General features: G+C 28.9%; 9 protein-coding genes. 1 reads left to right on the top strand and 8 read right to left on the bottom strand.

Translation table 11 applies throughout. From position 1 onward, the window contains the following. Positions 1 to 307: 307 nt before the first annotated feature. The 7 genes from pflA to BQ2505_RS01665 all read right to left on the bottom strand — a co-directional run bounded on the left by pflA (position 308) and on the right by BQ2505_RS01665 (position 10,434). Complete coding sequence (pflA, locus tag BQ2505_RS01695) at positions 308 to 1,039, bottom strand: pyruvate formate-lyase-activating protein (RefSeq protein ID WP_074016086.1); 732 nt, start codon at positions 1,037 to 1,039, stop codon at positions 308 to 310. A gap of 249 nt (positions 1,040 to 1,288) precedes the next feature. Next, positions 1,289 to 3,520 carry a formate C-acetyltransferase gene (gene pflB / locus BQ2505_RS01690; protein WP_074016085.1) on the bottom strand — a complete coding sequence of 744 codons (2,232 nt, stop codon included), beginning with the start codon at positions 3,518 to 3,520 and terminating at the stop codon, positions 1,289 to 1,291. 418 nt (positions 3,521 to 3,938) lie between these two features. Then, on the bottom strand, positions 3,939 to 6,008 hold the full coding sequence (recG, locus tag BQ2505_RS01685) for an ATP-dependent DNA helicase RecG (protein ID WP_074016084.1): 2,070 nt from the start codon (positions 6,006 to 6,008) through the stop codon (positions 3,939 to 3,941). 190 nt (positions 6,009 to 6,198) lie between these two features. Next, positions 6,199 to 6,948, bottom strand: coding sequence for a YebC/PmpR family DNA-binding transcriptional regulator (locus tag BQ2505_RS01680; RefSeq protein ID WP_074016083.1), 750 nt, complete (start codon positions 6,946 to 6,948; stop codon positions 6,199 to 6,201). Between the two features lie 244 nt (positions 6,949 to 7,192). After that, positions 7,193 to 8,416 carry an FprA family A-type flavoprotein gene (locus tag BQ2505_RS01675; RefSeq protein ID WP_074016082.1) on the bottom strand — a complete coding sequence of 408 codons (1,224 nt, stop codon included), beginning with the start codon at positions 8,414 to 8,416 and terminating at the stop codon, positions 7,193 to 7,195. 370 nt (positions 8,417 to 8,786) lie between these two features. Further along, the gene (locus BQ2505_RS01670; RefSeq protein ID WP_074016081.1) at positions 8,787 to 9,626 is read right to left on the bottom strand and encodes a 3-hydroxyacyl-CoA dehydrogenase NAD-binding domain-containing protein; all 840 of its coding nucleotides are present in this window, start codon (positions 9,624 to 9,626) and stop codon (positions 8,787 to 8,789) included. A gap of 31 nt (positions 9,627 to 9,657) precedes the next feature. Then, positions 9,658 to 10,434, bottom strand: a complete 777-nt coding sequence (locus BQ2505_RS01665) for an enoyl-CoA hydratase-related protein (RefSeq protein ID WP_074016080.1) — start codon at positions 10,432 to 10,434, stop codon at positions 9,658 to 9,660. A 573-nt stretch (positions 10,435 to 11,007) separates the two neighbouring features. On the opposite strand from BQ2505_RS01665, the gene BQ2505_RS01660 reads away from it, so the two are divergent. Next, positions 11,008 to 13,596 (top strand): cation-translocating P-type ATPase, encoded by a 2,589-nt coding sequence (locus tag BQ2505_RS01660; RefSeq protein ID WP_074016079.1) that lies wholly within the window; start codon positions 11,008 to 11,010, stop codon positions 13,594 to 13,596. A 306-nt stretch (positions 13,597 to 13,902) separates the two neighbouring features. On the opposite strand, the gene fomA is transcribed toward BQ2505_RS01660, so the two are convergent. Continuing rightward, the gene (fomA, locus tag BQ2505_RS01655; protein WP_074016078.1) at positions 13,903 to 14,997 is read right to left on the bottom strand and encodes a major outer membrane protein FomA; all 1,095 of its coding nucleotides are present in this window, start codon (positions 14,995 to 14,997) and stop codon (positions 13,903 to 13,905) included. Between the last annotated feature and the right edge of the window lie 402 nt (positions 14,998 to 15,399).

Raw genomic sequence — 15,399 nt, 5'->3', positions numbered from 1 at the left:
CTAAAAACTCCTTTTTTATTTTATAGGCATAAATAGCAAAATTAGTTTCTGACGTTGTATTAGTTCGAAGAGCCTATGTTCATTGAGCTCGTAGAACTCATTCGTATAGCTGTCAAGAGACTTTATTTACTTAATATAGTGGTTCTAAAAAAATAATACACTATATATAGTGTGTCTAACTATATAAGTGTATTATATAAACTAAACTTTGTAAAGTAAAATTTTTAATTTATCATATAAAATATATATTTTACTTTTTCAAAATTTAATAAACTATTTTATAACTTTGGTAAATTCATTCTTAAAATTATTTTCTTTCAACATACAACGGTAAGTCATATTTTTTAAAAATATCTTCAGCTTTTTTTATTTCATCTTTAGTAGGCGTTTTTGTATCTTTTAATTTGTATTCTCTTGCTGTTTTCTCCCATTTATAAATTGCCATTTGATGAAATGGAAGTATATCTACTCTTTTAACAACACTAAATTTTGACACAAAATTTGCCCATTCATTTAAATCTTTAATATCATCACTATACCCAGGTAAAAGAACATATCTAATCCAAGTTGGCTTTTTAATTTCTTCTAGATATTTTAAAAAGTTAAGTGTTGGTTCTAAATCAACAGAAGTAATTTTCTTATACATTTCTTTATCTATATGCTTTATATCTAATAAAACTAAATCTGTATATTCTAAAACTTTTTTTGATTTTTCAGTAAATATATAGCCTGAAGTATCTAAAGCTGTGTGTATATTGTTTTCTTTACATAACTTAAAAAGCTCCAAAACAAAATCTGCTTGAAGTAGAGGCTCTCCCCCTGAAACTGTTATACCTCCAGTTAAAAATGCCTTAACTTTATTTAACTCTGCTATAACTTCTTCTGGACTATTAATATAATTTTTATCTCTTAACTCCCAAGTATCAACATTATGACAATAAAGACATCTTAGAGGACAGCCTTGCATAAAAACTACAAATCTTATTCCCGGTCCATCTTTAGTTCCAAATGATTCAAATGAATTTATATAACCTTGCATATTTTCCCTTTCAAATAAATAAAGTCTCTTGACAGCCTTATGAGTTCTACGAGCTCAATGAACACAGGCTCTTCGAACTAATACGGACGTCAGAGACTAACTTTTATTATTTAAATTTATACTTTCCTATAGAATAAAAATAAGAGAGTTACACTCCAAATTTTAGAATAAAAATTTGACTAGTAACGAATTATTTTTTACTATAATACTAATGTAAAGGGGAGAAAAATTCTCCCCTTATTTATTTTATTACATTTTATTACTGATAGTTCTGTTTATTACATCTAATTGTTGTTCTTTTGTTAGTTTTATGAAGTTTACTGCATATCCAGAAACTCTAATTGTTAATTGTGGATAATTTTCTGGATGTTCCATAGCATCTTCTAGTAATTCTCTTCCAAATACATTTACATTTAGGTGATGTCCTGTTTGTTTGAAATATCCATCAAGAAGTCCAACTAAGTTATTTTTCTTTTCATCATCTGTTTTTCCTAAAGTTTCAGGAGTTATTGCAAATGTATAAGAAATTCCATCGTTTGCATCTTCAAACGGTAATTTTGCAACTGAAGCTAGAGAAGCAACAGCTCCCTTAGTATCTCTTCCGTGCATAGGGTTTGCTCCTGGCCCAAATGGAGCTCCTGCTCTTCTTCCATCTGGAGTATTTCCTGTTTTCTTTCCATAAACTACATTTGAAGTTATAGTTAATACTGATTGAGTTGGTTCAGCATCTCTATACATTTTATGACTTCTAATCTTGTTCATAAATGTTCTTACAACTTTTACTGCTAATTCATCTGTTCTATCATCATTATTTCCAAATGGAACATATGGTTGTTCTACAACATAATCAACAGCATCTCCAGCTTCATCTCTTATTACTCTTACTTTACCATATTTAATAGCAGCAAGTGAGTCAGCAACTATTGAAAGTCCAGCTATACCACAAGCTTCTGTTCTTTTAATATCTAATGAATGTAGAGCCATTTCTAATGCTTCATAAGAATATTTGTCATGCATGTAGTGAATAATATTTAATGCTTTTACATAAGTTGATGCAAGCCAAGTAAGCATTTTATCATATTTTTCCCAAACTTCATCAAATTCCAAATAATCACCAGTAATTTTTTCAAATTGTCCAGCAGGTGTTACTTGTTCTTTCTTTACTTCATCTTTACCACCATTTATAGCATATAACAATGCTTTAGGCAAGTTTGCTCTTGCTCCAAAGAATTGCATTTGTTTTCCTATAGCCATAGGAGATACACAACAAGCTATTCCATAATCTTCTCCAAATTGTGGTCTCATAATATCATCATTTTCATATTGTAATGAAGATGTATCTATTGAAACTTTTGAACAGAATTTTTTCCAGTTTTCTGGTAATTGTTCACTCCATAAAATTGTTAAGTTAGGTTCTGGAGCAGTTCCTAAATTATATAAAGTATTTAAATATCTGAAAGCATTTTTAGTTACCCAAGATCTTCCATCGTTATTCATACCACCTATTGATTCTGTAACCCATACTGGATCTCCTGAGAATAATTGATCGTATTCTGGAGTTCTTAAGAATCTAACTATTCTTAATTTCATAACAAAGTGGTCAATAAATTCTTGAGCTTGTTTTTCAGTTATTCTTCCTTCTTTTAAATCTCTTTCAATGTAAACATCTAAGAAACCAGCAGTTTTTCCTAAACTCATTGCTGCTCCATTTTGATCTTTGATTGCTCCTAAGTAACCAAAATATGTCCATTGGATAGCTTCTTGAGCTGTTTCAGCAGGTCTTCCAATATCAAAACCATAAGCTGCTGCCATTCTTTTTAGAGCTTTTAATGCTTCTAATTGTTCAAACATTTCTTCTCTATCTCTAATAATATTTTCTGTCATTTCTTCAGGATCATAAGCATCGAATTCTCTTTTTCTTTCTGCAATTAATCTATCAACACCATAAAGAGCAACTCTTCTATAGTCTCCTATTATTCTTCCTCTTCCATATGCATCAGGAAGTCCAGTTATAATACCAGTATGTCTTGCAGCTTTTATTGCAGGTGTATAAGCAGAGAAAACTCCAGAATTATGACTCTTTCTATATTTTTCATAGATTTCTTTAGTAGTTGGATCTAATTGATATCCAAATGCTTCTAAAGAATTTTCAACCATTCTTAATCCACCATTTGGGAATATAGCTCTTTTTAAAGGAGCATCAGTTTGTAAACCAACTATTGTTTCTAATTCTTTACTGATATATCCAGGTCCATATGCATCAATCTTTGAAGGAATTTTTGTTTCTGCATCATAAATTCCTTTTTCTCTTTCTATTTTAAGCATTCCACTTAAAATTTTCCATAATTCTAAAGTATTTTCAGTAGGACCTTCTAAGAAAGATTCATCTCCAGTGTATTCAGTGTAATTTTGTTTTATAAAATCACTAACATTAATACTTTCTTTCCATTTACCATCTCTAAAACTTCTCCAAGCTTCCATTGATAAAAACCACCTTTCATTTATATAATTTATTTTATTTTTTTACGTAAACCACAGATAAAATAGTACATTCAAATATTTATTTTATTTATATTAAAATAAATAAGATATATAAACTACTACTTTACATAAGTTTACTATGATTTAAATTTTATTTCAATATAAATTTATTAGTCTATTGAAAAGAGAGTAAAAATAACTCAATTTCATGTTTAATTTTTGATTTTATATTTTAAAAGTATATTCCAATTTTGTTTTATCAATATACTTAAATTTCCCATTAGAAAACAAAAAGAGATAATACGGGAACATTAAACTACAAAGTGATTTTACTTTTCCTCTATTACCTCTTTAAAATAAATTTAGTATTTTTAATTTTTAGGTTATAAAATAATCTATTCTTATTAAGATACTTTATTTAGTTTCCTGATTGCACATCAGAAAATTTTTTCTCTATGTCATACTTCAAATATGTATTTTTAATTTCGCCTTTATTTTTCTTTAGATATTCAATACACTCATCTCTTACAAGCTTTATAGTTTTAATATCATAAATTATGTCTATAAATTTTAAATCACTAAAACCACTTTGCTTTAAACCAAAAATTTCTCCAGAATTTCTTAATTTTAAATCTTCTTCAGCTATTTTAAAACCATCTTCAGTTTCTTCCATTATTGATAATCTTTGTTTTGAAGTATCAGAACTTGGATTTGATATTAAAAAGCAATAAGATTGATTAGAACCTCTTCCTACTCTACCCCTTAATTGATGTAGAGCCGATAAACCGAATCTTTCAGCATTGTAAATAGTCATTATTGTTGAAGCGGGGACATCAATCCCAACTTCAATAACTGTTGTTGCAACAAGTATGTCATAGTCCTTATTTTTAAATTTTAACATTACTTCATCTTTTTCTTTGGCTTTCATTTTTCCATGTATAATTCCTATTCTTTTATCAAAAAATCTTTTTTCAATTTCTTCATAAACTTTATCAACAGATTTCACAACCATTTTTTCACTTTCTTCAATGAGTGGAGCAACAAAATATGCTTGATGTCCTTCATTTATTTTTTTATGGATAAAATTATACATTTTTTCCAAATCATCTTCATTAGCTATCCATTTTGTTTTTATAGGAGTTCTTCCAGGTGGTCTTTCATCTATAATAGATAAATCTAAATCTCCGTATATACTCAAAGCTAAAGAACGAGGTATGGGTGTTGCACTCATTACAAGTAAATTTCCTAGAAAACCTTTTTCTCTTAATTTATTTCTTTGATTTACTCCGAATCTATGTTGCTCATCTATAACTATCAGTCCTAATTTTTTAAAAACTACTTCATCTTCAATAAGAGAGTGTGTCCCAATAACTATATCAACTAATCCCTCTTTTATTTCTTCGATTAATTTCTCTTTTTTCTTTCCTTTTATGCTAGAAGTTAAAACTTCAACTCTCAATCCAATTTTTTCTAATCTTTCTTTTATTCCTAAATAATGTTGATTAGCAAGAATTTCTGTTGGAGCCATAAGTGCTCCTTGGTAACCATTATTAGCCATATAAATAAGCATTACCATAGCTACTATCGTTTTCCCACTTCCAACATCTCCTTGTATAAGTCTATTAACTATTTTCCCTTTTGATATTTCATCATAAATTTCTTTTATAACTTTTTTTTGAGCATTTGTAAGAGAAAAAGAAAGTTGAGATAAGAAAAGTTGTACTTTTTCTTTTTTCCCTTCAATCTCATATTTTTTTGTATCAGAATTTTCCAACAAAAATCTATTTTTTAAAATTCCTAATTCTAATATTAACAACTCTTCTATTGCAAATCTTCTCTTTGCATCTTCAATATTTTTTAAAGAACTTGGAAAATGAATTTCTTTTACAGCTTTTTCTCTATCTAATATTTTATATTTTTCAATAAGTTCAAGTGGAATATTTTCACAAATATTTTTTTGAAATAAATCTAATATTTTTTTTATAATTTTTCTCAAATCATTTTGAGTTATATTTTTACTAGAACTATATATTGGTAATATTTCATTGATAGCCATCTTTTTTTGCCCTGAATAAAGTTTGTATTCAGGATTTACCATTTGAAAAACATTAGATTTCTTTAACTGCCCTATAAATAAATATTCTTCTCCTATCTTCAACGACTTCTTTATATAAGGCATACCAAACCATAGAATTTCCATAAGACCTGTTCCATCATTTACAAAAGCTTTTACAATTTTTTTACCAGTCCTAACTGTCATATTTACAACACTCATAATACTAGCTTTTACAACAACATATTCATTAAATCTTAATTCTTCTATTTTTTTTATATTTGTTCTATCATCATAGGCCCTAGGAAAGTAATATAAAAGGTCATATACATTAACTATACCTAAAGATTTTAAATTTTTTAATTGTCTATCTGTCAAAGTTTTGCTTGGAAGTTGCTCTAAGCTAAGGTATATATCAGAATACTTTCCTATCATAATAACTCCTAATTTTTATAATTTTCTATGTGATAAATAAAGTCTCTTGACAGCCGTATGAGTTCTACGAGCTCGATGAACACAGGCTCTTTGAACTAATACAGACGTCAGAGACTAATTTTGCTATTTAATTTTATACTTTCCTATATAATAAATAAGGGCTATTTCACAACAGCCCTACATTTCTATCTTAATCTAATTGTTCTAATATTTCATCAGGAATATCAAAATTTGAATAAACATCTTGAGAATCATCTAAATCTTCCAAAGCATCATAAAGAGCCATAACTTTTTTAGCTGTTTCTAAGTCTGTTATTTCAACTTTATTTTCAGGTATCATTGTTATTTCAGCTTCTTCATAAGAATACCCTGCATTTTTTAAGTTTTCTAAAACTGTTTGAAACTCAGTATAATCTGTTGTTACTTCAAAATATCCTTCATCTTCTTCAACATCTTCTGCCCCAGCTTCTAAAGCAGCCATCATAAACTCATCTAAATCTACTCCTTCTGCTTTTATAGTTATCAAACCTTTTTTCTTGAACATCCAAGATACAGCTCCATCTGCTCCAAGATTTCCATCTTTTCTAGAAAATGTCATTCTCATTTCAGAAGCAGTTCTATTTTTATTATCAGTTACAGCTTCAACAATAAAAGCTGTTCCGGCAGGACCATATCCTTCGTATCTCATCTCTGTGAAATCTACACCTTCTAGTTCTCCCGTTCCTTTTTTTATAGCTCTTTCTAGTATATCCTTAGGCATATTACCAGCTTTAGCTTTTTCAATAGCAAGTCTTAATCTTGGGTTAAAGTTAGGATCTCCTCCACCTTCCTTCGCTGCTATTGTTAATTCTCTCCCAAATTTTGTAAATAATTTTGCTCTTTTTCTATCTTGTGCACCTTTTCTATGTTGTATATTATTCCATTTACTATGTCCAGACACAAAAAACCTCCTAATCATTTTTTATTTATTCTAATTTTTATTATATCTAAAAAGAGCCTGTCTGTCTACTATTCATAGCATAAAAAAGTCTCTTGACAGCCGTATGAGTTCTACAAGCTGAATGAACACAGACTCTTCGAACTAATATGGACGTCAGAGACTAATTTTCTCTATTTATTTTTTATACTTTTCTATACAAAAATAAATAGTTAGTCTAACAGGCTAAGAAAATTTTATTTTTATTTTAATATTTTTCAGTTTCTCTTTCAGCTATTAATTTATCAGCCATTTTTGCAGCCAATTCAATCAATCTTTCTCTTTCAAGAGGAGTTATATGACCTTTTATTTCTATAGGTTCTCCTATTTGTTCAAGTCCTGGTAGTTTATCAGCAAAGTCTTTTATTCCTTTTACTCCTCCACCACTCCACATCATATTTCCAAAAATTCCTAAGTATCTATTCTTTAGCCCGTAATTTTCAAGTTTATGTAGTAAAGGCTCCATCTTTGGATACACAGCATTGTTATGTGCACAAGACCCTAGCATTAAACCTTTGTACTTCCATATTGTACTAAAAATATATGAATGGTCAGTTTTTGATGAATCATAAATTATGACATCTTTAATTCCTCTATTACCTAATTCTCTCCCTAAAACTTCAGCCATTTCTGCTGTATGACCATACATACTTCCGTATACTATTACAACTCCTTCTTTTGTAGGTTCCATATTAGCCCATTTTTGATATCTTTTTATAACTTCAGGAACATATTTTCTCCATATCAATCCGTGAGAAGGACAAATACAAGAAATTTCAACATCTGATAATTTTTTTAAAATTGCATTTACTGGGGCTCCAAATTTCCCAACTATATTTGAATAATATCTTCTCATTTCATCAGTAAAAAAATCTGTATTTACTTCATCATCAAAAACAGCTCCATCTAAAGTTCCAAAACTTCCAAAAGCATCGTTTGAAAATAATATTTTATCTGTTAAATCATAAGTAGACATAGATTCTGGCCAGTGTACCATTGGCATTAAATAAAAAGTTAACTTATGCTTTCCTAGATCTAAAACATCTTTTTCTCTAACAATATGAGTTCTTTCATCTGGTAAATTTAATCCTAATAATTTTAACATCATTATAGTCTTTGCATTTCCAACTACTTTCATATTAGGATATAATTTTAATAAATTTTTTATAGAACCTGAATGATCTGGTTCAACGTGGTTTACAACTATATAATCGATGGGTGTTGTACCTATAACTGCTTCAACTTTTCCTAGAAAATCACCATTTTCTCCTTCTTCAACTCCATCAATAATACAAATTTTTTCATCTAATATTAAGTATGAATTATATGTTACTCCTGCATCTAATGGAATATAATTTTCAAATCTTTGTGTTTTTCTATCATTAACACCAATCCAAATAATATCATCGTTTATTCTAGTACAACAATACATTTTATTCCTCCCTATCAATATAAAGTGTTTAATCTCACTTAACTATAATAATAGATTTTTCATTTTTTTTCAACATTTTTTATCAGATTTTTTTTAATTGGATAATTTTTAATCATTTTTATACTTTTTTATAGAAAATGAAGTTTCTTGACAGCCGTATGAGTTCTACGAGCTCAATGAACACAGGCTCTTCGAACTAATACGGACGTCAGAGACTAATTTTACTATTTAATTTTATATTTTCCTATAAAAAAAGGTATATCTTAACATTTTTATTTCAAAATCCTATAAAAATTTGAAATATCAATGTACAGATATACCTAATATATAATTTTAAATTTAATGAATTAAAATTAAATTACTTTTTATTTTATTTTGTGTAATCGTAGAAACCTTGACCTGTTTTTTGTCCTAATTTCTTTCCACGAACCATTTTTCTTAATAAAGTATGAGCTCTGTATTTGCTATCTCCTGTTTCATGATATAAAACATCCATTATAGCTAAGCAAACATCAAGACCTATTAAATCTCCCAATGCCAAAGGTCCTATTGGATGATTTGCTCCCAATTTCATAGCTGTATCTATTCCTTCAACAGTTGCTACTCCTTCTGCATAGATTCCTATAGCTTCATTTATCATAGGAATTAAAATTCTATTAACAACAAATCCTGGAGCTTCTTCTACTTGAACTGGAACTTTTCCAATTTCTTCAGATATTTTTTTAATTTTTTCAACAACTTCAACTGGTGTATGAAGTCCAGCTATTATTTCAACCAATTTCATTACTGGTGCTGGATTAAAGAAGTGCATTCCTATCATTGCTCTATTTAATCCTGCTCCAATTTCTGTTATAGATAGTGATGATGTGTTTGTTGCAAATATAGCTTCTGGTTTACAAATTGCATCTAATTCTTTAAATGTTTGTTTTTTTATTTCCATATTTTCTATTGCTGCTTCTATTACTAAATCACAGTCTGCACAAATTTCTTTTGTTCCTGTTGTGATTGCAGCTAGGATTCTATCAGCTTCAGCTTGTTCCATTTTTCCTTTTGCTATTCTTTTTTCAAAACCTTTAGCTATTTTATTCTTACCATTTGCTGCAAATTCATTATTTATGTCACATAATGCAACTGTAAATCCTTCTGTTTGTGCAAATGCTTGAGCAATTCCTGCTCCCATAGTTCCTGCTCCGATAACTCCAACTTTCATAAAAATACCTCCGTTTTTTAAAAATCTTCTATTATTTATTTTTAAATTCTACATTTTTAATTTTATTTAAAAAAGCATTCATTCCTGTTTTTTGATCTTCCGTTGTAAAACAATCTCCAAATAGTTTTTCTTCAACTATAATAGCTCTATCTATATCAAGTTCTAATCCTTCATTTATTGCTTTCTTCGAAGCTCTCACTGCAAAGGGAGCATTTTTTGCTATCTTATTAGCTATTTTCATTGCTTCTTCCATTAATTGTTCTTGTGGAAATATATGATTTACTAGACCAACTCTTAATGCTTCATCTGCTTTTATTGCATTCCCTGTATATATTAGCTCTTTAGCCTTTCCTGCACCTATTAACCTTGCAAGTCTTTGTGTTCCCCCAAATCCAGGAGTTATTCCAAGTCCTACTTCTGGTTGTCCAAACACTGCATTTTCAGAACAAACTCTAAAATCACAACTCATTGCAATTTCACAGCCTCCACCTAGAGCAAAACCATTAACAACTGCAATAACTGGAATAGGAAAATTTTCAATTTTTCTAAAAATTTCATTTCCTTTATTACTAAATTTTGCACCTTGAGCTCTATTTAAAGGCATCATTTCTGATATATCTGCTCCAGCTACAAAAGATTTAGTTCCAGACCCAGTTAATAAAACTACTCTTGTTGTTTCTAAATCAATATTTGCAAAAATTTGATTTAACTCTCCTAAAACTTCTGAATTTAGTGCATTTAGGGCTTCCGGTCTTTCTATTGTTACTATTCCAACAAAATTTTCTTGTCTATAAGATACAACTGACATTTTTTAACCTCCCAATAAGCTAATATTAATCCTTAAATCTTAAGCCTATCATAGCATATATAAACTTAAAAATCAATAAAAAAGCTATTGAATTTATAGTCCAACTATGCTATAATTACTCCAACAATAAAAAATTTATTTCTCATAATAAAAGGGAGTAGTTATAAATCACAGTATCAACATCACGAAATTTATTTTCTGGTACTGTAACCATTTTGGTAACAAGACTTTTGGTATGATCTTTTTCATATCAAAAGTTTTTTTATTATATAGAAAAATATAAATTTAATAGTTATTAATAGTTTCTGGTGTCTACATTAGTTTAAATAGCCTATATTTTATGAGTTTGTAAAACTTATACGGTTGTCAAGAGACTTTATTTGTTATATAAGAAAATATAAATTAATAATAATTAATAGTCTCTGACGTCCGTATTAGTTCGAAGAGCCTGTGTTTTCTGAGCTCGTAGAACTCATACGGCTGTCAAGAGACTTTATTAAAAAAACTAAAATGTTTTATTTTAGTTTCATTATTGTTTTAAATTTTAAAATTAAATATAAAGGAGTGTGTTAAATGAAATATTTTACACGAACAAAAGAAGAATTGTTTGAAGAATTTCAAACAAAAATATCTGGTTTAACTGAAGATGATGTTGCTAGTAGAAGAAAAAAGTACGGAGAAAACAAATTTATTGAAAAAGAAAAAGACGGTCTTATAAAAATATTCTTTGATCAATTTAAAGATTCTCTTGTGATCATACTGCTTATTGCAGCAGCTATTTCATTTTTTTCTGGAAATAAAGAAAGTAGCTTTGTTATAGTTTTAGTTGTTATTTTAAACTCATTACTAGGAGCATTTCAAACTGTTAAAGCTCAAAAATCTTTAGATAGTTTAAAAAAGATGTCTTCTCCAAAATGTAAAGTAATCAGAGAACATGAACAATTAGAAATTGATTCAACTGAACTTGTACCTGGAGATATTATAATCATTGAAGCTGGAGATATTGTTCCTGCTGATGGTAGAATTATTGAAAATTTCTCTCTATTAGTAAATGAAAATTCTCTTACTGGAGAATCTAACTCGATAGAGAAAACTGATGCTGTCCTTGAATATGAAGATTCTGCTTTAGGAGATCAAATTAATATGGTTTTTTCTGGTAGCTTAGTAAATTATGGAAGAGCTAAAGTCCTTGTTACTAATACTGGAATGAATACTCAACTTGGAAAAATTGCAGGACTTTTAGATCAAACTGAAGAAAATATTACTCCATTACAAAAAGCCTTAGATAGTTTTGGAAAAAAATTAACTTTAGGAATTGTTATACTTTGTTTATTTATTTTTGCTATCTATGTTTATCATGGCAATACAATCTTAGAGTCTTTACTACTTGCCGTTGCACTTGCTGTTGCAGCTATACCAGAATCTTTAAGCCCTATTATTACAATAGTTTTATCTCTAGAAACTGAAAAACTTTCTAAAGAAAATGCTATTGTTAAAGAGCTAAAATCAATAGAAGCACTTGGTTCTATTTCTGTTATATGTTCTGATAAAACAGGAACTCTTACTCAAAATAAAATGACTGTTAAAAAAATATTTATAAATGAAAAATTAGATGATGAGTACTCTTTAAAATTTAATAATAAAATAGATAATTTATTATTAAAAAGTTTTATTCTTTGTACAGATGCAACTGATACAATAGGAGACCCAACAGAAACAGCTCTTATTCATCTTAGTCAAAAATATGATTTATCATTTAGAGATATCAGAAAAGATAATAAAAGATTATCTGAGATTCCATTTGATTCAGATAGAAAATTAATGACTGTCTTATATGATACAGAAGATAACAAAAAAATTGTCTTTACTAAAGGAGCTTTCGATTCGTTAGTAACAAGATTCAAATATTATACTGATGAAAATGGAAATATACTTCCTATATCAGATACTTTTATAAAAGAAATTGAAAAATATAATCACGAATTAGCAGAAGAAGGATTGAGAGTTCTTACTTTTGCTTATAAATATATAGATGAAAGTAAAAATCTTACTACTGATGATGAAAATGACTATATTTTCCATGCTCTAGTTGGTATGATTGACCCACCAAGAGAAGAATCAAAACTTGCTGTCCAAGAATGTATTAGAGGTGGAATTAAACCTGTTATGATAACTGGAGATCATAAAATAACTGCTAGAACTATTGCTAAAAATATTGGTATATATAAAGAGGGAGATAAAGTTCTTGAAGGTATTGAACTTGAAAAAATGAGTGATGAAGAGCTTGAAAAATCTGTTGAACAAATATCGGTTTATGCAAGAGTTTCTCCTGAACATAAAATAAGAATAGTTTCTGCTTGGCAAAAAAGAGGTAAAATTTGTGCTATGACAGGAGATGGAGTGAATGATGCCCCTGCTTTAAAAAGAGCTAACATTGGAATAGCTATGGGAATTACAGGAACAGAAGTTTCAAAAAATGCTGCTTCTATGATACTTGCAGATGATAATTTCTCTACTATTGTAAAAGCTATTATAACTGGTAGAAATGTATATAGAAATATTAAAAATTCTATAGGTTTCTTACTTTCTGGGAATACTGCTGCGATATTAGCTGTACTTTATTCATCACTTGCTAATTTACCAGTAATATTTAGTCCAGTTCAACTATTATTCATTAATTTATTAACTGATAGTCTACCATCAATTGCTGTTGGAGTTGAACCTAAAAATGAAGATATTTTAGATGAAAAACCTAGAGATCCTAATGAGGCAATTTTAACTAATAAGTTTTCTACTAAACTTTTAATCGAAGGTGTCTTAATTGCTATTTTTATCATAATTGCTTTTTATATAGGATTAAAAGAAAGTGCTCTGAAAGGTTCTACTATGGCTTTTGCTACTCTATGTCTTGCTAGATTATTCCATGGAATAAATTATAGAGGTGTAAGAAATGTATTTGCTATTAGTTTCTTTAAAAATAAATTTTCTATAATTGCCTTTGCTATTGGTTTCGTTCTTTTAAACTTAGTTTTATTAAGCCCTCAAATGTTTAATATTTTTGGAACAACTGCTCTTGAACCTATGAATTTTATACAAATTTATGTTCTATCAATAGTTCCAACAATAATTATTCAAACTTATAAAACTATTGCTTATAGATAATAAATAAAGTCTCCTGACAGCCGTATGACTCTTCCGAGCTCACCAAAATGCTCTCCAGAGTAATACGGGCATCGGAGACTATTTTTTATATTAAATTTATACTTTTTTATTAAATAAAAGCCCTTGATATCTATATAAATTTCGAACTCAATAAACACAGGCTCTTCGAACTAATACGGACGTCAGAGACTATTTTTTGTTATTTAAATCCATAATTTCCTATATAGGAAACAAGCAAAAAAGCCGTGAAAAATTTCACGGCTTAATTTTATTTTTTTGTCAATTTTAACCTTAGCTAAAGCTAGATTAGAAAGAAACTTTCATACCAGCCCAAGCAGTTGGTTGCCATCTCCAGTTTCTTACTTCGCTTTCTCCAGTTACTCTATTTCTGTAGTCTCCTCCAACAGCTCCGTATAATTTTACGAAATCAGTTGGTTTATAAGAAACTTGTACAGTTGGTTCTAAGTATAATTCATAGTCTCTTCTGTCAACAGAAGTTCCATCTACTCCACCTATTTTTTTGTATTGGTGCATATTGTAAGTATCATATCCACCTTCTACATTGAATGCCACTTCGAATGCTCCAGATTTATATAATGGAGTTCTGTTCTTTAATGTAGCAGTTAATTCTCCATTCCATTCATGTCTTTTATTAGTGTCGTTAGCTCTTTCAACTGCATGACTTCTATGAGCTGTATAGTAAGTATCATAGTCTAATTCAGCTGAGAATCCTAAAGGTAAAGTATATTCAGATTCAAATGCTAAATGATATTCGTTTTTAACTCCTTCATGTCCATGTCCATTCCATACATGTTTGTATCCTGGTCTTAATCCTAATTTATCAACTTTGAAGAATTGATTAGAGAAAATATAATCTGAGAAATCAAAGAAAACTGATCCTTTTATAGATTTTCCTCCATCATTTGCTTTTTGGTTATAAGCTAATTCAGATTCTGCTTTAACTTTAGAAGTTCCTAAAGTTCCAAAGTTATAGTAGTGTCTTAATCTGTATGAATCTTTAGATTTTTCTACTTTATCTTTTCCAGCTTCTGATTTTAATCCATGGAAGTTTCTTACTCTTACATCTATTTTTTGATTTTCAGTAAGAGCAACAGCTGCAGTAGTTTGTAATCTTCCTGCGTTAGTGTTTTCTGCAAGATCATTTCTTTCAGAATAAGGTCTTGAGTGTTCTGCTTCTCCATAATATCTGTATTGAACATCTACTGATCCATTTGGTCTCCAAGCTGGAGCTACTTCTCTGTCTCTATAAACGATAACTGGTTTTTCAACAACTTCTACTACTCTTTCAGGTGCTGCTACTGGTGCAGGCATAACTTCTTTAGCAGATACTGCTGTTCCAACTACTAATAGAGAACCTAATACTAATGCTAATTTTTTCATGGTTTTTTCCCCCTTAATTTTTTTATTTTTTTTATTTTTTTTGACCTATTTCCCATATAGGTCTTTCCCATTGATGTCAGTATACAATATTTTTTTCATTTTGTAAATATTTTTTTAAACTTTTCTACCAAATTTTAAGTCATTTATTTTTTTTGCTCTTGTTTTCTATAGCATTTTATCGCTATTAGTAAAGTTTTTTTTATTTTATAAGAAAGTATAAATTTAATAAAAAATTAGTCTCCGACGTCCGTATTACTCTGGAGAGTATTTCAGTGAGCTCGGAAGAGTCATACGGCTGTCAGGAGACTTTATTTATTATATTTTCTTATAATGATAAAATTAAATAGTAAAAATTAAATTACATTTTTTTGTCTCTGACGTCCGTATTAGTTCGAAGAGCCT

Origin of the sequence: Fusobacterium massiliense (assembly GCF_900095705.1) — a bacterium.
GTDB lineage: Bacteria > Fusobacteriota > Fusobacteriia > Fusobacteriales > Fusobacteriaceae > Fusobacterium > Fusobacterium massiliense.
This window is presented reverse-complemented; position numbering and strand designations above follow the sequence as displayed.

Excerpts from the sequence above, each read along its gene's own strand:
- pflA (WP_074016086.1), bottom strand. The coding sequence starts at position 1,039 with ATGCAAGGTTATATAAATTCATTTGAATCATTTGGAACTAAAGATGGA.
- pflB (WP_074016085.1), bottom strand. The coding sequence starts at position 3,520 with ATGGAAGCTTGGAGAAGTTTTAGAGATGGTAAATGGAAAGAAAGTATT.
- recG (WP_074016084.1), bottom strand. The coding sequence starts at position 6,008 with ATGATAGGAAAGTATTCTGATATATACCTTAGCTTAGAGCAACTTCCA.
- BQ2505_RS01675 (WP_074016082.1), bottom strand. The coding sequence starts at position 8,416 with ATGTATTGTTGTACTAGAATAAACGATGATATTATTTGGATTGGTGTT.
- BQ2505_RS01670 (WP_074016081.1), bottom strand. The coding sequence starts at position 9,626 with ATGAAAGTTGGAGTTATCGGAGCAGGAACTATGGGAGCAGGAATTGCT.
- BQ2505_RS01665 (WP_074016080.1), bottom strand. The coding sequence starts at position 10,434 with ATGTCAGTTGTATCTTATAGACAAGAAAATTTTGTTGGAATAGTAACA.
- BQ2505_RS01660 (WP_074016079.1), top strand. The coding sequence starts at position 11,008 with ATGAAATATTTTACACGAACAAAAGAAGAATTGTTTGAAGAATTTCAA.
- fomA (WP_074016078.1), bottom strand. The coding sequence starts at position 14,997 with ATGAAAAAATTAGCATTAGTATTAGGTTCTCTATTAGTAGTTGGAACA.